Genomic DNA, 20,040 nt, shown 5'->3' with positions numbered 1-20,040 from the left:
ACCCGGGACGCCCTCGCGAGAACGTCTGCACCGTGTGTCAGATCTCCGAACGACTCCTGCCGGGTACCGGCTTGGGCGCGCGGGGACGGAGCACCAGCCATCAGCAGCACCGAACAGGGAGGCCGTGTAGGGCATGGCGAAGAAGGACGGGGCCATCGAGGTCGAGGGTCGTGTCGTCGAGCCGCTGCCCAACGCGATGTTCCGCGTGGAGCTGCAGAACGGGCACCGGGTGCTCGCCCACATCAGCGGCAAGATGCGACAGCACTACATCCGCATCCTGCCCGAGGACCGCGTGGTCGTGGAGCTCTCGCCCTACGACCTGACGCGCGGTCGCATCGTCTACCGCTACAAGTAACCGTCAGGCCAGCGCCTGCCCACCGGCAGGGACGCGGCCGGCGCACGATCGAGGAATGAGGGGCGGCACCGGTGAAGGTCCAGCCGTCGGTGAAGAAGATCTGCGACAAGTGCAAGGTGATCCGCCGGCACGGCCGGGTCATGGTCATCTGCGACAACGCCCGGCACAAGCAGCGCCAGGGCTGAGGGAGTACCTGAGACATGGCACGACTGGCAGGCGTCGACCTCCCCCGCGAGAAGCGGCTCGAGGTCGCGCTGACCTACATCTACGGCATCGGCAAGACCCACGCCAAGGAGACGCTCGCGGCGACGGGTGTCAGCCCGGACCTGCGCGTCAAGGACCTCGGCGACGAGGACCTGCTGAAGCTGCGCGACTACATCGACGAGCACTTCCGCGTCGAGGGTGACCTGCGCCGCGAGGTGGCTGCCGACATCCGCCGCAAGGTGGAGATCGGTTGCTACCAGGGCCTGCGTCACCGTCGTGGGCTCCCCGTCCGCGGGCAGCGCACCAAGACGAACGCGCGCTCGAGCAAGGGCCCGCGCAAGACCATCGCGGGCAAGAAGAAGGCTCGCTGACCCACAGCACGTCGCCGTGCGGTCACAGCGACCCGTGAGGGCGGGAGTGACGGCACGACGCGTGTGCTGCCCCTCGGCAGCAACCCCAGGCCACAGAAACTGAAGGAACCGGAGAGACATGCCTCCCAGGGCTCGCGCCGCGGCTGGTGCCAAGAAGGTCCGCCGCAAGGAGAAGAAGAACGTCGCCCACGGCGCCGCGCACATCAAGAGCACCTTCAACAACACGATCGTGTCGATCACCGACCCCAACGGGAACGTGATCAGCTGGGCCTCGGCCGGGCACGTCGGGTTCAAGGGCTCGCGCAAGTCCACGCCGTTCGCTGCGCAGATGGCGGCGGAGAACGCCGCCCGCAAGGCGCAGGAGCACGGCATGCGCAAGGTCGACGTCTTCGTGAAGGGCCCTGGCTCCGGCCGGGAGACCGCGATCCGCTCGCTGCAGGCCACCGGCCTCGAGGTGGGTCAGATCCAGGACGTGACGCCGCAGCCGCACAACGGCTGCCGCCCCAAGAAGCGCCGCCGGGTCTGACCGGTTCCTGACGAGAAGTAATAGGAGAACCTGACGTGGCCCGTTACACCGGAGCCGACTGCCGCCTGTGCCGGCGCGAGAAGATGAAGCTGTTCCTCAAGGGCAGCAAGTGCGAGTCCCCGAAGTGCCCGATCGAGATCCGGCCCTACCCGCCGGGCGAGCACGGCCGTGGCCGCACCAAGGACAGCGAGTACCTGCTGCAGCTTCGCGAGAAGCAGAAGGCCCGTCGTATCTACGGCGTGCTGGAGAAGCAGTTCCGCGGCTACTACGAAGAGGCCAACAAGAAGTCGGGCAAGACCGGTGAGGTCCTGCTGCAGATCCTCGAGTCCCGCCTCGACAACGTGGTCTACCGGGCCGGCTTCGCCGAGTCCCGTGACATGGCCCGCCAGCTGGTGCGCCACGGCCACATCCGGGTGAACGGCCGCAAGGTCGACATCCCGTCCTTCCGGGTCAGCGCGAACGACATCCTCGAGGTCGCGGAGAAGTCCCGCACCATGCTGCCGTTCGAGATCGCCCAGGCCCGTGCCGGCGAGCGCCCCGTGCCGCCGTGGCTGGAGGTCCTGAGCAGCCAGCTGCGCGTGCTCGTGCACAGCATCCCGGCGCGCCAGGTGATCGACACCCCGGTCCAGGAGCAGCTGATCGTCGAGCTCTACTCCAAGTAGCAGCTCGCTGCACCACCGGCTCCGGCGGGCGGACCGATGTCCGCCGGAGCCCGCACCACCCCCTCACGGCGTCATATGGCGGTCGCCGGAGGACACGAAGGAGAACCACCGTGCTCATCGCACAGCGCCCCACCCTTACCGAGGAGACGATCTCCGAGCAGCGCTCGCGGTTCGTCATCGAGCCGCTCGAGCCGGGCTTCGGCTACACCCTCGGCAACTCCCTGCGTCGCACCCTGCTGTCGTCGATCCCCGGTGCTGCTGTCACCAGCATCCGGATCGAGGGCACCCTGCACGAGTTCACCACCGTGCCGGGCGTCAAGGAGGACGTCACCGAGATCATCCTGAACCTCAAGGGTCTCGTGGTCAGCTCCGACTCGGACGAGCCGGTGACCATGTACCTGCGCAAGCAGGGCCCCGGTGAGGTGACCGCGGCCGACATCGCGCCGCCGGCCGGCGTCGAGGTGCACAACCCCGAGCTGCACATCGCCACCCTCAACGGCAAGGGCCGGCTCGAGATCGAGCTGGTCGTCGAGCGGGGTCGCGGCTACGTGCCGGCGCCGCAGAACAAGCAGCCCGGCCAGGAGATCGGCCGGATCCCGGTCGACTCGATCTACTCGCCGGTCCTCAAGGTCACCTACGCCGTCGAGGCCACCCGCGTCGAGCAGCGGACCGACTTCGACCGCCTCGTCGTCGACGTCGAGACCAAGCCGTCGATCGTCCCCAGGGACGCCATCGCCAGCGCCGGCTCCACGTTGGTCGAGCTCTTCGGCCTGCTGCGCGAGCTGAACCTCGACGCCGAGGGCATCGAGGTCGGGCCGAGCCCGGCCGAGGCCGCCGACATCGCGAACTTCTCGATGCCGATCGAGGACATGGACCTCACCGTCCGGTCCTACAACTGCCTCAAGCGCGAGGGCGTGCACACCGTCGGTGAGCTCGTCACCCGCTCCGAGGCGGACCTGCTGGACATCCGCAACTTCGGCGCGAAGTCCATCGACGAGGTCAAGATGAAGCTGGCGGCCATGGGCCTCGCGCTCAAGGACAGCCCGCCCGGGTTCATCCCCAGCTCGATCGAGAGCTACGACGAGGGCTACGAGACCGACGCGTACCAGACCACCGGGTACGCCGACGGTGGGGAGTACGGCGACGCCGTGTTCCAGGAGACCGAGCAGCTCTGAGCACTCCGGCGCCGGACGGCGGGTCAACCCCACCGTCCGGCGCCGTCTCGGTACCCGCCACACTGGGAGCCGAGGCACCACCGCGCAGCTCCACCCCGGCGTTCCGTCGGCGGGGCGACGAACAGCACTCCACAACGCTTGGCCGCAGCCGGCACGCCCGCCCGGCCGCCTGAGGAAGGACCGACATGCCCACCCCCACCAAGGGCCCCCGTCTCGGCGGTTCCCCGTCGCACGAGCGGCTGATGCTGGCGAACCTCGCCACCTCGCTGTTCGAGCACGGCCGGATCACCACCACGGAGACGAAGGCCAAGCGGCTGCGTCCCCTGGCCGAGAAGCTGGTGACCCTCGCCCGGCGCGGTGACCTGCACTCCCGTCGGCAGGTCATGACGACGATCCGCGACAAGGACGTCGTCCACCACCTCTTCGCCGAGATCGGTCCTCGCTACGAGAACCGTCCCGGTGGCTACACCCGGATCACCAAGGTCGGCGCCCGCAAGGGCGACAACGCCCCCATGGCGGTCATCGAGCTGGTCGAGGCCCTCACGGTCGGCCAGACGGCCGTCGGCGAGGCCGAGCGCGCCCGGGGCACCCGCTTCGCGACCGGCGCCGGCTCCTCCGCCGCCGCCGGTGAGGTCACCGCTGACGCGCTGGAGACCACGGCTCCGGCCGAGGCCGACGCCGCGGCGCCGGACGAGGTCGACCCCGCGGACGAGACCGCCGACGTGGTCGCCGACGACGCGGCCGAGACGGCGGAGGCCACCGAGGCCGGCGCCGAGGCCGCCGACGAGCCCGCCGAGGGCAACGACGAGGACGCGGACGGCGCCAAGTGACCACGGGTCCTGGCGGCGACACCTCGCCGGCCGTCACCTCCGGCCAGGTCGACCCCGAGGCCCAGGAGGTCGTCACCGACCTCTACAACCCCGACGGCGACCGCCAGGACGACGGCAACGTCACCCCGCAGCCGACCGCCGAGAACCTCGCCGTCGTCGACGACCCGGGCCTCTCGCCGGAGGTGGCCGCGGCCGCCGCGGCCGAGATCGAGGCCGCCGAGCTCGGTGACGCCGCCTCCGCCAGCACGCACGCGCCCGGTGGGGACTCCGCCCCCGACCCCGCCTGACGTCCTGGACACGCACGACCTCGACGAGCCCGCCACCGATCCCGGTGGCGGGCTCGTCCGTCTCCGGTTCGACATCTCCTACGACGGGACGGCGCTGCACGGCTGGGCCCGGCAGCCCGGGGACCACGGCCGCACGGTGCAGGCCGACCTCGAGGAGGGGCTGGCCCGGGTGCTGCGCCGGCCGGTCTCGCTGACCGTCGCCGGCCGGACCGACGCCGGCGTGCACGCGACCGGCCAGGTCGCCCACGCGGACGTGCCGCGGGCGGTCTGGGAGGAGCAGGGGGCGAAGCTGGTCCGCCGGCTGCGCGGCGTGCTGCCCCGCGACCTCGCCGTGCGCGCGGTCCGCGAGGTGCCGCCCCAGTTCGACGCCCGGTTCGGGGCGCTGGCCCGGCACTACGTCTACCGGCTGACCGACACCGACGCGGGGCCCGAGCCGCTGCGCCGGGCCGACACCGTGGGCTGGCCGCGCCGCCTGGACGCCGACGCCATGGCCGCGGCCGCCGCACCGCTGGTGGGCCTCCAGGACTTCGCGGCCTTCTGCCGCCGCCGCGAGGGCGCCACGACCATCCGGACCCTGCTGGACCTGCGGGTCGAGCGGGAGGGGGACCTGATCCGCGTCTTCGCCTCGGCCGACGCGTTCTGCCACTCGATGGTGCGCAGCCTCGTGGGCGCCCTCACGGCCGTCGGGGAGGGCCGGCGCCCGCCGGAGTGGCCGGCCGCCCTGCTCACGGCCACCGAGCGCTCCAGCGAGGTCCCCGTCGTCCCGCCGGGCGGGCTGACCCTGCTCGCGGTCGACTACCCGCCCGACGACGAGCTCGCCGCCCGGGCCGAGGTCACGCGGGCGGTCAGGCCGACCTGACCGCCTCGACGATCGGCGTGGGCCCGGAGACCGCCTCCAGCACCGCCCCGGCCCGTGGGGCGTCCAGCAGGGCGACCAGCAGTGCCGCGACGTCGTCCCTCGGTATGGAGCCGCGCTCCACCGACCGGTGCAGCGTGACGGAGCCGGTGCCGGGGTCGTCGGTCAATCCGCCGGGGCGCAGCACCGTGACCGTCAGTCCGGTGCGGCCCAGGAGGTCCTCCTCGGCGGCGAGCTTGGCCCGCAGGTAGGCGGTGAAGACCTCGTCGACGCCCTCGGGGGTCGCACCGCCGGCCACGAGGTCCGCGCCCATCGAGGAGACGAGCAGGTAGGTCCGCACGCCGGCCCGCTCCGCGGCGTCGGCCAGCAGCACGGCCGCGGCGCGGTCGACGGTGTCCTTGCGGGGGATGCCGCTGCCCGGCCCCGCGCCGGCGGCGAAGACCACCGCGTCGGCGCCTCGGGCGACCGCGGCGACGTCGTCGACCGAGGCGCTCTCCAGGTCCAGGACGGCCGGCTCGACCCCGTCCTCCCGGAGATCGGTCTCGTGCGCCGGGTTGCGCACGATCCCGACCACGGTGTCGCCGCGGGCGGTGAGCAGGCGGCCGAGGCGGCGGGCGATCTGGCCGTGGGCTCCGGCGATGACGATGCGCATGTCTCGACCCCTACCCGCGCCGGCGGAGGGTCACCCGGCCGCGGGCAGGGTCGCCGGGTCGCCGGCCACGGCGGCCTCCAGCCGGGGCACGAGCTCGTCGAGGACGTACGGCAGGCTCAGCGGGCTGGTGAAGTAGATGGCCCCGGCAAGGACCTCGTCGGTGAAGGCGAGCCGTCCGGCCTGCACGGCCGCCAGGGTCCGGTAGACCGCCTGCTCCTCCAGCGCGGGGCGGTCCTCCGGCGTCTCGGTGCCCCAGACGAGGACCTCGGCGTCGTTGAGCACCCCGGCCTGCTCCAGCGGGATGTAGGCCTGCCCGTCGGCGGCGAACTGCTCGATGCTCGACGGGACGACGAAGCCCAGGTCGGTGAGGAAGTCGGTGGACAGCCCATCCTGGTAGGCGATGAAGGACCCGTCGTAGACGGCGTTCTGCAGGAAGACCGCAGTGGTGCCGGCGAACTCCGGGTGGGCTGCCGCCGCGTCGGCGAACTGCCCCTTCACCTCGTCGATGAGCGCGAGCGCCTCCTCGCGCCGGCCCAGCGCCGTCCCGATGAGCTCGGCCTGCACGTCCCAGGGCTCGAAGTAGGCGTCCTGCTCCCCGGAGTGCGCGATCGTGGGCGCGATCCCGGAGAGCGCCTCGTAGGTCTCCTCGTCGAGGCCGGCGTTGGTGCCGATGATCAGGTCGGGCTCGAGCGCGGCGACGGCCTCGACGTTGATCCCGTCGTCGGCGGACAGCACGGTGGGCTCGGCGTCCCCGAGCTCGTCCTGCGCCCAGGGCCAGACCGCGGACGGCTGGTCGCCGTACCACTCGGTGACGCCGACCGGGACGACGCCGAGGGCGAGGACGGTGTCCTGCTCGGTGTAGCCGACGGTGACCACCCGCTGCGGCCGTTCCGGGACCGTCGTCCCGCCGAAGGCGTGCTCGACGGTGACCGGGAAGACGCCGTCGCCGTCCCCTGCGGCGGACGGCTCGTCTCCGTCCTCCGCGGAGCAGGCGCCGACCAGCGACAGGACGGCGAGCGGGATCAGCAGGCGGGTGCGAAACGGACGGCGGGACACGGGTGATCTCCTCGGACCGGGACGGTGAACGCCGTGAGGTTAGGCTGCCCTTACCGACGCCGGACGTAGCTGAGCGCTCGGGATCGGACGACCAGCGCCCAGGAGGTGCAGTGACCGCGACGGTGGCGGCCGTGCCGCGCGACGTGCACCCCGGCGTCGACGGGCTCCCGGCGTGGACGTGCCGCTTCCCGGCGGAGGAGCCGGGCGGGTGGGGTCTCCACGACCACGCGGAGCACCAGCTGGTGTGGACGGCGACCGGGGCGGCCCGCGTCCTCACCGGCCGGCAGTCGTGGCTTCTCCCGCCGTCACGGGCGCTCCTCGTGCCGGGCGGGACGGCGCACGACGTCGTCCTCGTGCTCCCGGCGGCGCTGCACTGCCTGTACGTCCGGCCCGCCGCCTGGCCGGACGCGGCGCCGGTACCGGTGCAGGTCGCGGTGAGTCCGCTGCTGCGCGAGCTCCTGGTCTTCCTCGCCGCCGCCGAGGGGGTGCAGCCGCTGGCCGGCGAGGCGCTGGCCCTGGTCCGGCACGAGCTCGACGGTGCCGCCGTGCCCGACGACGGGCTGGCCGTGCCGGCCGATCCCCGGGCCCGCGCGGTCGCCGCCCGGCTGCTCGCCGACCCGGCGGACGGCACACCGCTGCGGTCGTGGGCGCGCCGGTTGCGGGTCGGCGAGAGCACCCTCCGGCGGTCCTTCGTCGACGAGACCGGCCTGCCGTTCACCGAGTGGCGCAGCCGGGCGCGCGTCCGCGCCGCGCTGCCGCTGCTGGAGCGGGGCGTCCCGGTCGCGGCGGTCGCCCGGCGCGTGGGCTACTCGTCGGCGACGGGGTTCGCCGCGGCGTTCCGCCGGCGGTACGGCATGCCCCCGGGTGCCTGGCGGTCGGCCGGTCAGCCCGGCGGGGCCTGACCGGCCGCCGTGGCCCGGGCCCGGGCGAGGTCGGCCGGGGTGTCGCAGTCGGTCCACGGCGCGGGGCTCCCTGGCTCGACCGGCGGCCGCCAGCGGGTGACGGCGAGGCCGGCGACCACCCGCCGGACCGGCGCGTGGGCGGGCGCCCCGGCGAGGGCGCGCCGCAGTGAGGCGGCCCGCCAGACGCCGAGGAGGAACTGGTCGCGCCCGGCGTCATCGACCACCAGGACGCCGTCGTCGGTGAGCCGCTCCCGCAGCTGGGTGACGATCGCGGCGGTGAGGAACGGCAGGTCCCCGGCGAGGACGGCGACGACGTCGGCCTCGACCCGCGCCAGTCCCGCGCGCATCGCCGCGACCGGGCCGCCGCCGGGCGGCGTCTCGCGGAGGACCACGACGCCGTCGGGGACCGGCTGCGGCGGGCCCACCACCACCCGCGGCTCGGCGTCGGTCACCGCCGCGAGCACCGCGGCCAGCATGGTGCGGCCCCCGACCTCGAGCTGGGGCTTGGCCTGGCCTCCCAGCCGGGCCGCGCGCCCACCGGCGAGGACGACGGCGGCGTAGGGCGTCAGGGCGGGCACGGGCGAACCGTATTGCCCCGGCGTGGGTACCGTCGCGACTCGTGGGACGAGTCACGAGCCGAACGCCGGTGCTGCGCATCCGCGGAGAGCACCGGACGACCCGCCCGGACACCGTGGCGGCCGAGGAGCCGCTGGAGATCCGGCTGTCGGGGACCCCGCTGGCGGTCACGATGCGGACCCCCGGCGACGACTTCGACCTCGTGCACGGGTTCCTCGCCACCGAGGGCGTCATCGCCTCCGACGCCGACGTGCTGGCGCTGCGCTACTGCGACTCCGTCGACGCCGACGGCCGCAACACCTACAACGTGGTCGACGTCGACCTGGCCCCGGGCGTCGAGGCGCCCGACACCGCGCTGGACCGCAACTTCCTCACGTCCAGCTCCTGCGGGGTCTGCGGCAAGGCCAGCATCGACGCCATCCGCACCCGGACCCGGCACGACGTCGCCGCCGACGGCGTGCGGCTGCCGCTGGAGACGCTGCTGGCCCTGCCGGACCGGCTACGGGCCGCCCAGCAGGTGTTCGACAAGACCGGCGGGCTGCACGCCGCCGGGCTGTTCACCGCCGACGGCGAGCTCGTGGCGCTGCGCGAGGACGTCGGCCGGCACAACGCCGTCGACAAGGTGGTGGGCGACGCCCTCCGCGCCGGGCGGCTGCCCCTGGCCGGGCACGTGCTCATGGTCAGCGGCCGGGCGAGCTTCGAGCTGACCCAGAAGGCGGCGATGGCCGGGATCCCGGTCCTGGCCGCGGTGTCGGCGCCGTCGTCGCTGGCGGTGGAGCTCGCGGCCGACGTCGGCATCACGCTGGTCGGCTTCCTCCGCGGCGACGGCTGCAACGTCTACACGAGGACCGAGCGACTGAGTGGAGTGTGAGAGCGCAGGAAACCTGTGTTCTCACACTCCACTCAGTGGTCGCCGCCGCGGAGCTGGCTGACGACGTGGGGGAGCAGTGGACCGAGGACGGCGAGGCCGTCGCGCACCCCACCGGTGGAGCCCGGCAGGTTCACGATCAGCGTCCGCCCCGCGGTCCCGGCCAGCCCCCGGGAGAGCACCGCGGTGGGCACCTGAGGAGCTCCGTACCGGCGGACGGCGTCGGCGATGCCCGGCGCCTCCCGCTCCAGCACGTCGCGGGTCGCCTCCGGGGTGACGTCGGTGGGGGAGAGGCCGGTGCCGCCGGTGGTGAGGACGACGTCCGCCCCTGACGCCACGGCCTCGCGCAGCACCCCGGCCAGCGCCGCCCGGTCGTCGGGCAGCACGTGCGGGCCCTCGACCGCGAACCCCAGCCCGCGCAGCCCCTCGGCGAGCACCGTCCCGCTGCGGTCCGCGTAGACCCCGGCCGACGCCCGGTTGGAGGCGGTGACCACGACGGCCCGCGCCCCCTCGGGGAGGGTCACCGCCGCCACTCCCCGCTCTTGCCGCCGGACTTGGCCAGCAGCCGCACGTCGGTGATCGAGGCCCGCGGGTCCACGGCCTTCACCATGTCGATCACCGTCAGCCCGGCGACGGCGACCGAGGTCAGCGCCTCCATCTCGATCCCGGTGCGGTCGGCGGTGCGCGCGGTCGCGGTGATCTCCACGGCCTCGTCGGTCACCTCGAGCTCGACCGTCACGCCGTGCAGCGCGATGGGGTGGCACAGCGGGATCAGGTCCGGCGTCCGCTTGGCCCCGGCGATGCCGGCGATCCGGGCCACCGCGATCGCGTCGCCCTTCGGCACGCCCTCCCCGCGCAGCAGCGCCACCACCTCGGGGCTGACCAGGACCCGGCCGGCGGCGGTGGCCTCGCGGGCGGTCACGGCCTTGGCGGAGACGTCCACCATCCGGGCTGCCCCGGTCTCGTCGACGTGGGTCAGCCTCGCGTCGCTCATTGCAGTGCTCCCTCGATCAGGACGACGTCCACGGCGGCGCCGGCGGGCAGTTCGGTGACGTCCTCGGGGACGACGACCAGGCAGTTGGCGCGGGCCAGGTGGGCGACGAGGTGCGAGCCCGGACCGCCGACCTGGGAGACCTGCCCGCCGTCGTAACGGCCGCGCAGGAACTGGCGGCGGCCGGGCGGGGAGCGCAGCGGCTCGGTGAGCGTCGCCGGGGCGCGCAGCCGGTCCGGCGAGGCGTGGCCCAGGGCGCGGCGCAGCGCGGGGCGCACGAACACCTCGAAGGAGACGAACGAGCTGACCGGGTTGCCGGGCAGGGTGACCACCGGGACGCCGTCCACGGTGCCCGCCCCCTGGGGGCCGCCCGGCTGCATGGCCACCTTCACGAAGTCGACCGTGCCCAGCCCGGCGAAGGCGTCCTTGACCACCTCGTAGGCGCCGGCGCTCACGCCGCCGCTGGTGACGAGCAGGTCGGCGGTGGCCAGCTCGGCGCGCACCGTGGTGAGGAACTGGTCGACGTCGTCGGGCACGAAGTGCAGCCGCCGGGCGGTGCCGCCGGCGTCCTCGACCGCGGCGGCGAGCAGCGCGGAGTTGGACTCGTAGATCTGGCCGGGTAGCAGCTCGGCGCCGGGTGCGACGAGCTCGCTGCCGGTGGAGAGGACCAGGACCCGCGGCCGCCGGGCGACCGGCAGCTCGGAGTGGCCGACCGCGGCCGCCAGGCCGAGCTGTGCGGCGCCGAGCGGGGTGCCGGCCGCCAGCGCGACGGTGCCCGCGGCGATGTCCTCCCCGGCCCGCCGCAGGTGGGTGCCGACCGCCGGGCAGGACCGGATCTCCACGACGTCGGTCCGGGCGTCGGTCTGCTCGACGGGGATGACGACGTCCGCGCCGGTGGGCAGCGGTGCGCCGGTCATGATCCGCTGCACCGTGCCCGGCTCCAGGGGGCGGACGTCGGTACGGCCGGCCGGGATGTCGTCGGCGACCGGCAGCCGGGCGGGCAGCTGGGCGAGCTCGGCGGCCCGGGCGGCGTAGCCGTCCATCGCCGAGTTGTCGAAGCCGGGCAGCGCGACCAGCGCCGGCAGGTCCTCGGCCAGCACCCGCCCGTGCGCCTGCTCCAGGGGTACCCGCTCCACCGGCATGCGCGGCAGCAGGCCGGTGACCACTGCCCGGTGTTCCTCGACGGTCCGCACCCCGCCATCCTGGCCGACGCGCCGCCGTTAACCTCTATCCGCCCTGGCGGAACCCACAGGAGGCTGGTCGATGGCCGAGTACGAGCAGATGCTGGCAGCGAACGAGGAGTGGGCGCAGTCCTTCTCCGGGGGGCTGCCGGTGGCCCCGGCGCGCAAGGTCGCGGTCGTCGCCTGCATGGACTCCCGCATGCCGCTGTTCCCGCTGCTGGGGCTCGCCGTGGGCGACGCCCACGTCATCCGCAACGCCGGCGGCGTGGTCACCGAGGACACCATCCGGTCGCTCACCATCTCCCAGCACGTGCTCGGCACCCGGGAGATCGTGCTCGTCCACCACACCGACTGCGGTCTCCAGAAGACCGACGACGCGTCGTTCGCCGACCTGGTGGAGCAGGCCACCGGCGCCCGCCCGCCGTGGGCCGCGCGCACCTTCACCGACGTCGATGCCGACGTCCGGGAGTCCATCCGGCTGCTGCAGGAGAGCCCGTACCTGATCTCCAAGGACATCTGCGGCACCGTCTACGACGTCGCCACGGGACGGCTGCGCCAGGTCTCCCCGTGACCCGGCGCGCGCGTGCCCTCGCCGTGGCCGCCGCGGTCGCGGTGCTGGCCGGGTGCACGAGCACGCTGGACGGCACGGCCAGCCCCGCGTCGACGCCGGAGCCGACGCCCGAGCCGTCGCCCAGCACGAGCGCCCCGCAGACCACCGAGCCCGACATCGACGTGATCCCGCCGCCGGCGCGCGGGGTGGGACTGCTCCTGGAGGCCCACCGCATCGCCTCGGTGACGGCGCTGGTCGAGACGAGCTTCCCCGACCGCACGGAGCCGTGCTTCCCCTCGGGGCCGGCCACGACGGCCGACGGCATCGAGGGCACCTACTTCACCCGGGGGACCGCCGCCGACGTCCTCGAGCGCTGGGGCTTCGTGACCGCCTGGGGGCAGTGCAACCAGACGGCGGACGGCACCTACGCGACCCTCACCCTGGTCATGGAGCTCTCCGACCCGGAATCGGCCGTGCAGGCGGCGGAGGAGCTGGTCGCCGCGCAGGCGATCGACGGGTACGAGGAGGTGCCGGTCGCGACCGACGGTGGGGCGCTGCTCCTGCAGGACGGCGCCGACGCCACCGTCCAGGCGTTCGTGCCGGTCGGCCGGATGGTGGCCTACGTCTTCCACGAGGGCCCGGCCGCGGCAGCCGGGGACGACATCGCCCGCGTGCTCGGCGACCAGGTCGGCCTGCTGCAGGGCTTCACCCCGACGCCCCAGGCGGACGTCCCGGCGCTGCCCACCGACCCGGACGGCCTGCAGGCGATGACGCTCGACCCGCCGGGGGACTTCAACGACTTCTCCGGTCCCTACGACTTCGAGGGCTACCTGCGGGTCGCCATCGACCCGGCCCGCGAGCGGCAGCTGCTCGGCGCCAACGGGTTCACCGGCTTCTACGCCAAGCAGTCCGACGAGGGCGACGCGCTCTACGCCGTCGCGGTGTACCGGTTCGGCACGGTGGACCAGACGAACGCGGTCTACAACGGGTTCCGCGAGCTGGAGACCACCGCGTTCGGCGGCACCCCGTTCGTGCTGCCGGCCATCCCGGCGGCCCCCTGCTTCGTGTTCGACGCCGGCGACGGCGCGTTCTACCAGCGCTGCTACGTCGGGTTCCGCACCTTCCTGGCCAGCGTCGACGTCGGCGGCCTGACCGCGCCGGACGACTACACGCGGATGAACGAGCTGCTCCCGGCCCAGCGGGACCTGATCGCCGACTAGGCCCTGCCAGGGGGCGCGCCGCCGGCTGGTATCGTCGTCGGCTGGTGCGCGGCCGCCGGCTGGTGCGCGCGCGCCTCCCATGTCTCCCGTGCTCGGTGAGGCGATCCCACCAGCCACCCCGACGACGACGGAGGACACGAGCGCCGTGCGCACGTACACCCCCAAGCCCGGCGAGATCGCCCGGACCTGGCACGTCATCGACGCCACCGATGTGGTGCTCGGTCGACTCGCCACCCAGACTGCGATCCTGCTCCGTGGCAAGCACAAGCCGCAGTTCGCCCCGCACCTCGACGTCGGTGACTTCGTCGTCGTCGTGAACGCCGGCAAGGTGGCCCTCACCGGCTCCAAGCGGGACGAGAAGGTCGCCTACCGCCACTCCGGCTACCCGGGCGGCCTCAAGACGATCAACGTCGGCGACCAGCTGCGCACGCACCCCGACCGCGTCATCGAGCGCGCGGTCAAGGGGATGCTCCCGCACAACAGCCTGGGTCGTCAGATGCTCAAGAAGCTGAAGGTGTACGCCGGGCCCGAGCACCCGCACACCGCCCAGCAGCCCCAGACCTTCGAGATCAAGCAGGTGGCCCAGTGACCAGCTCGCTGACCGTGACCGACGCCGACGGGCGTCCGATCCAGACCGTCGGCCGGCGCAAGGAGGCCGTGGTCCGCGTGCGGCTGCTGCCCGGCACCGGCCAGTTCAAGCTCAACGGCCGCACCATCGAGGACTACTTCCCGAACAAGGTGCACCAGCAGCTCATCCGTGAGCCCTTCACCATCCTGGAGAAGGGCGAGCAGTACGACGTCGTCGGCCTGCTGCACGGTGGCGGCACCTCCGGCCAGGCCGGCGCGCTGCGTCTGGCCATCGCCCGGGCGCTCATCGAGGTCGAGCCCGAGGACCGTCCGGCCCTGAAGAAGGCCGGCTTCCTCACCCGCGACCCCCGTGTCACGGAGCGCAAGAAGTACGGCCTGAAGAAGGCCCGCAAGGCGCCTCAGTACAGCAAGCGCTGACGCGCGCCGTGGGTCGCCTGTTCGGGACCGACGGCGTCCGGGGTCGGGCGAACGACGACCTCACCCCGGAGCTGGCCCTGGCGGTGGCACGTGCCGCCGCGGGAGTGCTCGCCGACCGCGACGGGACCACGCGTCCCGTCGCGGTCGTCGGGCGCGACCCCCGTGCCAGCGGGGAGATGCTCGAGGCCGCGGTCGTCGCGGGGCTGTCGAGCGCGGGCGCCGAGGTGCTGCGCGTGGGTGTGCTGCCCACGCCGGCCGTCGCCTTCCTGACCGCCGGGACCGGCGCCGACCTCGGCGTCATGATCTCCGCGAGCCACAACCCGATGCCCGACAACGGCATCAAGCTGTTCAGCCGTGGCGGGCACAAGCTCCCGGACGCCGTCGAGGCGGCGATCGAGCACACCGTCACCACCGCCCGGCGGCGGACCGACGGCCACCGCCCTACCGGCGCCCAGATCGGCCGCGTCCGTGACCTCCCGGACGGCGCCGCGCGGTACGTCGAGCACCTCCTCGGCACCGTGACCCAGCCGCTGACCGGCGTGACCGTCGTCGTCGACTGCGCCCACGGTGCGGCCGCGACCGCGGCGCCGGAGGTCTACCGCCGCGCGGGTGCCACGGTGCACGTGATCGGCGGCGAGCCCGACGGCTGGAACATCAACGACGGCATCGGGTCCACCCACCTCGACCCGCTGATCGAGGCGGTGCGCGCCACCGGCGCCGATCTCGGCATCGCCCACGACGGCGACGCCGACCGCTGCCTGGCCGTCTCGGCCACCGGGGACCAGGTGGACGGCGACGCGATCCTCGCCGTCTGCGCGCTCGCCCTGAAGGAGCGCGGCGAGCTGCGCGAGGACACCGTCGTCGCCACCGTGATGAGCAACCTCGGCTTCCACCACACGATGCGCCGGGCCGGCATCGCGGTGCAGACGACCGCGGTCGGGGACCGGTACGTGCTCGAGGCGCTGCGCCGCACGGGCCTGAGCCTCGGCGGCGAGCAGAGCGGCCACCTCGTCTTCCTCGACCACGCCACGACCGGCGACGGCCTGCTCACCGGCCTGGCGCTGATGGACCGCATGAAGGCGACCGGGGCGTCGCTCGGGGAGCTCACCGCACAGGTGGAGAAGCTGCCGCAGGTGCTGGTCAACGTGCCGGTGCGCGACCGCATCGCCGTCGTGGAGAGCACCTCCGTGGCCGACGCGGTGAACGCCGCCGAGTCCGAGCTCGGGGACGCCGGGCGGGTGCTGCTGCGGCCCTCGGGCACCGAGCAGCTCGTCCGGGTCATGGTCGAGGCGCCCACCCAGGACCAGGCCGACGACGTCGCCCACCGGCTCGCGAAGGTCGTCGCCGAGGTCGGCTGAGCTCAGCGCGGGTCCACGACCTCCTGCAGCCACATCTCCAGCAGGGCCAGCTGCCACAGCGCGTTGGAGCCCAGCGTCGTCCGGGCGCCGTTCGGGTCGCGGAGCATCCGCTCCACCGCGTCGGGCCGGAACAGGCCGCGGCGCTTGGCCGCCGGGTCGGTGAGCGCGTCGCGCACCCGCTCGAGGTAGGGGCCGTCGAGCTGGCGGATCGCCGGCACCGGGAAGTAGCCCTTGGTCCGGTCGATCACCTCGTCGGGGACCACCCCGCGGGCGGCCCGCTTGAGCACGCCCTTGCCGCCGTCGGCCAGCTTGAGCTCCGGCGGGATGCGTCCGGCGAACTCGACCAGCTCGTGGTCGAGGAACGGGACCCGGGCCTCCAGCCCCCACGCCATCGTCATGTTGTCCACCCGCTTCACCGGGTCGTCGACGAGCATGACCGTGGTGTCGTTGCGCAGCGCGGCGTCCACCGCGGTCTCGGCGCCGGGCGCGGCGAACTGCTCCCGGATGAACGCCGTCGGTGCGTCCTCCTCGAGGAGCCACTCCGGCTCGAGGACGTCGGCCATCGCCGGCCAGCGCCGGTCGAAGAACACCCTCGAGTAGGCCTCCACGGCGTCGGAGCGGGCGACCCCGGCCAGCGGCGGGTACCAGTCGTACCCGCCGAGCACCTCGTCGGCGCCCTGCCCGGACTGCACCACCTTGACGCTCTTGGAGACGTCCTCGCCGAGCAGGTGGAAGGCGACGCAGTCGTGGCTGACCATCGGCTCGCTCATCGCGGCCACGGCCGCGCCGATGCCGGGCAGCAACCGCGCGCTGTCGATGCGGATGCGGTGGTGGTCGGTGCCGAACCGCTCGGCCACGAGGGTCGAGTACTCGAACTCGTCGCCGGACTCGCCGCCGGCGGAGTCGAAGCCGATGCTGAACGTCGCCAGGCCGGTCTGGCCCTTCTCGGCAAGCAGCGCGACGACCAGGCTGGAGTCGATGCCGCCGGAGAGCAGCACGCCGACGGGGACGTCGGAGACCATCCGCCGGTCGACGGCGATCCGCAGCTTCTCGAGCAGGCCCTCCTCCCAGTCACGGGCCGTCCAGTTCCGCCGGTCGTCGTCCCGGGTGAACTCCGGCCGCCAGTAGACGGTGTCGCGGACGGTGCCGTCGGGCTCGACGACGCGCACGGTCGCCGGCGGGAGCTTCCGGATGCCGGTGAGGATCGTCCGTGGCGCGGGGACGACGGAGTGGAAGGTCATGTAGTGCGCCAGGGCCGTGCGGTCGATCGAGGTGTCGGCCCCGCCGCCGGCCAGCAGCGCCTGCAGGGTCGAGGCGAACCGGATGCGATCGGGGCGGGCGTCGACGTACAGCGGCTTGATCCCCAGCCGGTCGCGGGCGAGCACCAGCCGGCCGGAGGCGTGCTCCACGATCGCGAAGGCGAACATGCCGAGGAACCGGTCGACGCACCGGGTGCCCCACTCCGCGTAGGCGCGCAGCACGACCTCGGTGTCCGACGTGGAGAAGAAGCGGTGCCCGGACCGCTCCAGCTCCGCGCGCAGCTGCCGGTGGTTGTAGACGATGCCGTTGAAGACGACGGTGAGTCCGAGGTGCGGGTCCACCATCGGCTGGGCGCCGCGCTCCGACAGGTCGATGATCGACAGCCGCCGGTGCCCGAACGCGACGGGTCCGCGGGCCCACAGCCCGTCCCCGTCGGGCCCGCGGTGGGCCTGGCAGGCCGTCATCCGGTCGACGGCGGGAACGTCCGCCCGCTGCCCGTCCAGGCGCAGTTCTCCCGCGAGTCCGCACATCAGCGATCCACCTTCCCGTCGGGACCGGCGACGATCCAGGTGTCCTTGGCCCCGCCGCCCCGTGAGCTGTTGACGACCATGCTGCCCTCGGTCGCGACGCGGGTGAGCGCGAGCGCCGGCACGCGGTAGTCGCCGGCGCCGGTGCCGGTGACGTGCACGAAGGCCCGCAGGTCGACGTGCCGCGGGTGCAGCTCCCCGGAGTCCAGCGTCGGGGCCGAGGAGAGCGCCACGACCTCCTGGGCGACCCAGCCGGCCGGCTGCGCGGCGATCTCGGCCCGCCGGCGGGCCACCTCGCCGGCGGTGGCGGCCGGTCCGATGAGCACTCCCTCGCCGCCGAAGCCGTCGACCGGCTTGGTCACGAGCTCGCCCACGCGCTCGAGCACGCCGCGCAGCTCGGAGTCCTCGCCCGGCCGGTAGGTCGGCACGGACTCCAGCAGGGGGCGCTCGTCGAGGTAGTAGCCGATGAGCTCGGGCACCCGGCAGTACATCGCCTTGTCGTCGGCGATGCCGTTCCCCGGTGCGTTGGCCAGCACGACACGGCCGGCCGCGGCGACCTCGAGGACCTCGGTGCCCACGGCTCGTCCGGCGGCGTCGGCGAGATCGGCGAGCTCGCCGTCCAGGCGCAGGTAGAGCGAGCCGATCGGCCGCCCGTGGGTCCGGTGCACCACCCGGCCGGCGACGACGTCGAGGTCGTCGGCGGTCACGAGCAGCAAGCCGGCGCCCTCGGCCAGGCGGCGGTGCTCGAACCACGCCGAGCTGTCCGGGCCCGAGCTGAGCAGGGCGCCGGACGAGCCGGGGTCGGCGTGGCGCAGCAGCGTGGCGCGCAACCGCTCGAAGACGGCGGCGGGGTGTGCCAGCCCCTCCGGGCGGGGGAGGTCGGGCATGACCGCGTCCAGCAGGCCGCGGGCGGCGACCGCGTAGGCGGCGCCACTGGGATCGCGGAGGTTGTCCTCCAGCACCCGCCAGCCGCCGTACTCGGTGCGGACGACGTCGAAGCCCATGACGGCTGCCCGCACCGCCGAGGCCGGCAGGCGCCGGGCCTCGTCGCGCCAGCCGGGGGACCCGATGACGGCCTCCCGCGGGACGACGCCGTCGGCGACCACCCGCTGCTCCCCGTACACGTCGCGCAGGAACAGCTCGAGGGCCCGGGCGCGCTGCACGAGGCCGGCGGCCAGCTCCTGCCACTCGTGGCGGGTCACGAGCCGGGGCACGAGGTCGACGAGGAAGGGGCGCTCCTCGCCCTTCACGCGGAACGTGACGTCCTGCTCGGCCAGCCAGGTGTCCCGGACGTCGGTGCGGTGGGCGAGCTCCTCCTGGGGGAGGCCCGACACGACGGCGAGCAGGTCGCGGTAGGCCGGCCTCGGCTGGGCGCCGGCACCGATCGCCTCGTCACCGGCCCGGGACCGGTAACGGCGCTGGGCCGGGCCGAACGGTGCCTGCCCGGCGGCTGAGCCGTGGGTCTCCTCCACGACCAGCCGCATGACGTCGGTCAGGTCCCCGGACTCGGCGAAGGCGGCCCGCTGGCGGTCGGCGGAGTTGCCCCGGGCGAGGGTGTTCTCGGCGAGCTCGGTCACGGTCTCCCAGTCGCCGAGCTCCTCCAGCTGGGGGCGGAGCCGGCGGACCAGGTCGCGCACGACGTCCGCGGCGGCCCGCGGGTGCGGGTGCGGGGTGCTGTCGGGGAGCTCGCGGGTCAGCCCGCCGCGGGCCGCCTGCCACATGGCCGCCCGGTGCAGCGGCGCCGGCGCCGGCCGGAACGGCCGGCCGGCCTCGACGTCGAGTTCGGCGGCCCGGACCATCGCCCGGAAGAGCCCGGCGATGAGCACGGCGTCGTCGACCAGCGGGCAGGCGTCGCAGACGCGCAGCTCCAGCGTGGGGGCGTGCGAGGAGGGGCGGACGTCGAAGTAGGCCATCTTGGCGTCGGCGATGACCCCGGACTCGATGAGGTCGGCGATCAGCTGGTCGTACTCGGCCGCGTCGGCGAGCGGGCCGGTGCTCCCGGCGGTGGGCCAGCGCTGCCAGATGATCGTGCGGATGCTGCTGTACCCGGTGTCGTTGCCGTTCCAGTACGGCGAGCTGGCCGACAGGGCCAGGAGCGTCGGCAGCTCCCGGGCGACCCGCTGCGCGATGTCCACGGCGAGGTCGCGGTCGGACACCCCGACGTGCACCTGGGTGCCGCAGATCAACTGCTCGTCGACCAGGAGCCGGTACTGCTCCTGCATGCGCCCGTACCGACCCGTGCTGGTCAGCTCGAAGTCGGCGAACGTCGACCGGGGCGCCGTCCCGACCGCGGCCAGGCCCAGCCCCTCCCGGCCGGCGACGGCGACCAGCTCCTTGCGCAGCCGCAGCAGCTCCTCGCGCAGGTCCGACAGCGACCGGACCACGGCGCTGTTGGTCTCGACCGTGGTGCGCTGGATCTCCGCCGAGTAGGACGCCGAGGGCAGCCTGCTGAGCAGCTGCGGCGCTCGCGCCGACAGCTCCCAGCGCTCGAGGTCGATGAGGTGGAGTTCTTCCTCTGCGCCGAGCGTCAGCTCCGCTGCCATCTGCCGACCGTAGGCGCCCGGTGGCGTCAGCGGCGCGTCGTGATCGTTGCGGGCGTGTGACGGCGCGGTCGGCGACCGTCCCGGA

General features: G+C 73.9%; 23 protein-coding genes and 1 pseudogene. 16 read left to right on the top strand and 8 right to left on the bottom strand.

What is annotated here, in order from left to right; translation table 11 throughout:
• The first annotated feature begins 133 nt into the window (after positions 1-133).
• The 9 genes and pseudogenes from infA to truA all read left to right on the top strand — a co-directional run bounded on the left by infA (position 134) and on the right by truA (position 5,269).
• Entirely contained in the window at positions 134-355 is a 222-nt protein-coding gene (infA, locus tag N555_RS0120905) for a translation initiation factor IF-1 (protein ID WP_012950459.1), read from the top strand.
• A gap of 71 nt (positions 356-426) precedes the next feature.
• Positions 427-540 (top strand): 50S ribosomal protein L36, encoded by a 114-nt coding sequence (rpmJ, locus tag N555_RS0120900; RefSeq protein ID WP_012950458.1) that lies wholly within the window; start codon positions 427-429, stop codon positions 538-540.
• 15 nt (positions 541-555) lie between these two features.
• Positions 556-930 (top strand): 30S ribosomal protein S13, encoded by a 375-nt coding sequence (gene rpsM, locus N555_RS0120895; RefSeq protein ID WP_029433443.1) that lies wholly within the window; start codon positions 556-558, stop codon positions 928-930.
• 118 nt (positions 931-1,048) lie between these two features.
• Positions 1,049-1,456, top strand: a complete 408-nt coding sequence (gene rpsK, locus N555_RS0120890) for a 30S ribosomal protein S11 (RefSeq protein ID WP_014377968.1) — start codon at positions 1,049-1,051, stop codon at positions 1,454-1,456.
• A 35-nt stretch (positions 1,457-1,491) separates the two neighbouring features.
• Positions 1,492-2,118, top strand: coding sequence for a 30S ribosomal protein S4 (gene rpsD, locus N555_RS0120885; RefSeq protein ID WP_029433442.1), 627 nt, complete (start codon positions 1,492-1,494; stop codon positions 2,116-2,118).
• A gap of 110 nt (positions 2,119-2,228) precedes the next feature.
• Complete coding sequence (locus N555_RS0120880; RefSeq protein ID WP_029433441.1) at positions 2,229-3,293, top strand: DNA-directed RNA polymerase subunit alpha; 1,065 nt, start codon at positions 2,229-2,231, stop codon at positions 3,291-3,293.
• Positions 3,294-3,478: 185 nt separating this feature from the next.
• A pseudogene (gene rplQ / locus N555_RS29285) lies at positions 3,479-3,826 on the top strand (50S ribosomal protein L17); the annotation flags it as partial.
• Positions 3,827-4,119: 293 nt separating this feature from the next.
• On the top strand, positions 4,120-4,410 hold the full coding sequence (locus N555_RS0120870) for a hypothetical protein (protein WP_231503059.1): 291 nt from the start codon (positions 4,120-4,122) through the stop codon (positions 4,408-4,410).
• On the top strand, positions 4,382-5,269 hold the full coding sequence (gene truA / locus N555_RS0120865; protein WP_231503057.1) for a tRNA pseudouridine(38-40) synthase TruA: 888 nt from the start codon (positions 4,382-4,384) through the stop codon (positions 5,267-5,269). The genes N555_RS0120870 and truA overlap by 29 nt, the downstream gene beginning before the upstream one ends.
• On the opposite strand, the gene N555_RS0120860 is transcribed toward truA, so the two are convergent.
• Entirely contained in the window at positions 5,256-5,918 is a 663-nt protein-coding gene (locus N555_RS0120860; RefSeq protein WP_029433437.1) for an NAD(P)H-binding protein, read from the bottom strand. The genes truA and N555_RS0120860 overlap by 14 nt on opposite strands.
• Before the next feature lie 30 nt (positions 5,919-5,948).
• The gene (locus N555_RS0120855; RefSeq protein WP_029433436.1) at positions 5,949-6,974 is read right to left on the bottom strand and encodes an ABC transporter substrate-binding protein; all 1,026 of its coding nucleotides are present in this window, start codon (positions 6,972-6,974) and stop codon (positions 5,949-5,951) included.
• A 110-nt stretch (positions 6,975-7,084) separates the two neighbouring features.
• On the opposite strand from N555_RS0120855, the gene N555_RS0120850 reads away from it, so the two are divergent.
• Entirely contained in the window at positions 7,085-7,876 is a 792-nt protein-coding gene (locus N555_RS0120850; protein WP_051684315.1) for an AraC family transcriptional regulator, read from the top strand.
• Here N555_RS0120850 and N555_RS0120845 read toward each other — a convergent pair.
• Positions 7,858-8,454: a molybdenum cofactor guanylyltransferase gene (locus tag N555_RS0120845; protein WP_034511772.1), complete on the bottom strand. Its 597-nt coding sequence runs from the start codon at positions 8,452-8,454 to the stop codon at positions 7,858-7,860. The genes N555_RS0120850 and N555_RS0120845 overlap by 19 nt on opposite strands.
• 41 nt (positions 8,455-8,495) lie before the next feature.
• Between N555_RS0120845 and fdhD the strand changes: the two genes are divergently transcribed.
• The gene (gene fdhD / locus N555_RS0120840) at positions 8,496-9,323 is read left to right on the top strand and encodes a formate dehydrogenase accessory sulfurtransferase FdhD (protein ID WP_029433433.1); all 828 of its coding nucleotides are present in this window, start codon (positions 8,496-8,498) and stop codon (positions 9,321-9,323) included.
• Positions 9,324-9,355: 32 nt separating this feature from the next.
• Here fdhD and N555_RS0120835 read toward each other — a convergent pair whose 3' ends face one another.
• Genes N555_RS0120835 through glp form a run of 3 tightly spaced genes read right to left on the bottom strand, consistent with a single transcriptional unit; the run spans position 9,356 to position 11,504 of the window.
• Positions 9,356-9,844, bottom strand: a complete 489-nt coding sequence (locus N555_RS0120835) for a MogA/MoaB family molybdenum cofactor biosynthesis protein (RefSeq protein WP_081866411.1) — start codon at positions 9,842-9,844, stop codon at positions 9,356-9,358.
• On the bottom strand, positions 9,841-10,314 hold the full coding sequence (gene moaC / locus N555_RS0120830) for a cyclic pyranopterin monophosphate synthase MoaC (protein ID WP_029433431.1): 474 nt from the start codon (positions 10,312-10,314) through the stop codon (positions 9,841-9,843). Before moaC ends, N555_RS0120835 begins: the two co-directional genes overlap by 4 nt.
• Positions 10,311-11,504: a molybdopterin molybdotransferase MoeA gene (glp, locus tag N555_RS0120825; protein WP_029433430.1), complete on the bottom strand. Its 1,194-nt coding sequence runs from the start codon at positions 11,502-11,504 to the stop codon at positions 10,311-10,313. Before glp ends, moaC begins: the two co-directional genes overlap by 4 nt.
• A 70-nt stretch (positions 11,505-11,574) precedes the next feature.
• Between glp and N555_RS0120820 the strand changes: the two genes are divergently transcribed.
• The 5 genes from N555_RS0120820 (at position 11,575) to glmM (ending at position 15,625) form a co-directional block, all read left to right on the top strand.
• On the top strand, positions 11,575-12,063 hold the full coding sequence (locus tag N555_RS0120820) for a beta-class carbonic anhydrase (RefSeq protein WP_029433429.1): 489 nt from the start codon (positions 11,575-11,577) through the stop codon (positions 12,061-12,063).
• Positions 12,060-13,262, top strand: a complete 1,203-nt coding sequence (locus N555_RS0120815) for a DUF7373 family lipoprotein (RefSeq protein ID WP_029433428.1) — start codon at positions 12,060-12,062, stop codon at positions 13,260-13,262. Before N555_RS0120820 ends, N555_RS0120815 begins: the two co-directional genes overlap by 4 nt.
• 145 nt (positions 13,263-13,407) lie before the next feature.
• Complete coding sequence (gene rplM / locus N555_RS0120810) at positions 13,408-13,851, top strand: 50S ribosomal protein L13 (RefSeq protein WP_029433427.1); 444 nt, start codon at positions 13,408-13,410, stop codon at positions 13,849-13,851.
• Positions 13,848-14,267 carry a 30S ribosomal protein S9 gene (gene rpsI, locus N555_RS0120805; protein ID WP_034511769.1) on the top strand — a complete coding sequence of 140 codons (420 nt, stop codon included), beginning with the start codon at positions 13,848-13,850 and terminating at the stop codon, positions 14,265-14,267. Before rplM ends, rpsI begins: the two co-directional genes overlap by 4 nt.
• Positions 14,268-14,275: 8 nt before the next feature.
• Entirely contained in the window at positions 14,276-15,625 is a 1,350-nt protein-coding gene (gene glmM, locus N555_RS0120800; RefSeq protein ID WP_029433425.1) for a phosphoglucosamine mutase, read from the top strand.
• A gap of 2 nt (positions 15,626-15,627) precedes the next feature.
• On the opposite strand, the gene N555_RS0120795 is transcribed toward glmM, so the two are convergent.
• Together N555_RS0120795 and N555_RS0120790 are read right to left on the bottom strand one after the other, a co-directional pair.
• Positions 15,628-17,415 (bottom strand): N-acetylglutaminylglutamine amidotransferase, encoded by a 1,788-nt coding sequence (locus N555_RS0120795; RefSeq protein ID WP_029433424.1) that lies wholly within the window; start codon positions 17,413-17,415, stop codon positions 15,628-15,630.
• Positions 17,415-19,955, bottom strand: a complete 2,541-nt coding sequence (locus N555_RS0120790) for a carboxylate--amine ligase/circularly permuted type 2 ATP-grasp protein (protein WP_034511765.1) — start codon at positions 19,953-19,955, stop codon at positions 17,415-17,417. The genes N555_RS0120795 and N555_RS0120790 overlap by 1 nt, the downstream gene beginning before the upstream one ends.
• Positions 19,956-20,040: the final 85 nt, after the last annotated feature.

Origin of the sequence: Blastococcus sp. URHD0036 (assembly GCF_000701365.1) — a bacterium.
Classification (GTDB): Bacteria; Actinomycetota; Actinomycetes; order Mycobacteriales; family Geodermatophilaceae; genus Trujillonella.
The sequence above is the reverse complement of the archived record's forward strand: the minus strand, read 5'-3'. Positions and strand labels throughout refer to the sequence as shown.

Coding starts and splice junctions, on each gene's coding strand:
- infA (WP_012950459.1), top strand. CDS start 134: ATGGCGAAGAAGGACGGGGCCATCGAGGTCGAGGGTCGTGTCGTCGAG.
- rpsM (WP_029433443.1), top strand. CDS start 556: ATGGCACGACTGGCAGGCGTCGACCTCCCCCGCGAGAAGCGGCTCGAG.
- rpsK (WP_014377968.1), top strand. CDS start 1,049: ATGCCTCCCAGGGCTCGCGCCGCGGCTGGTGCCAAGAAGGTCCGCCGC.
- N555_RS0120860 (WP_029433437.1), bottom strand. CDS start 5,918: ATGCGCATCGTCATCGCCGGAGCCCACGGCCAGATCGCCCGCCGCCTC.
- moaC (WP_029433431.1), bottom strand. CDS start 10,314: ATGAGCGACGCGAGGCTGACCCACGTCGACGAGACCGGGGCAGCCCGG.
- N555_RS0120820 (WP_029433429.1), top strand. CDS start 11,575: ATGGCCGAGTACGAGCAGATGCTGGCAGCGAACGAGGAGTGGGCGCAG.
- N555_RS0120795 (WP_029433424.1), bottom strand. CDS start 17,415: ATGTGCGGACTCGCGGGAGAACTGCGCCTGGACGGGCAGCGGGCGGAC.
- N555_RS0120790 (WP_034511765.1), bottom strand. CDS start 19,955: ATGGCAGCGGAGCTGACGCTCGGCGCAGAGGAAGAACTCCACCTCATC.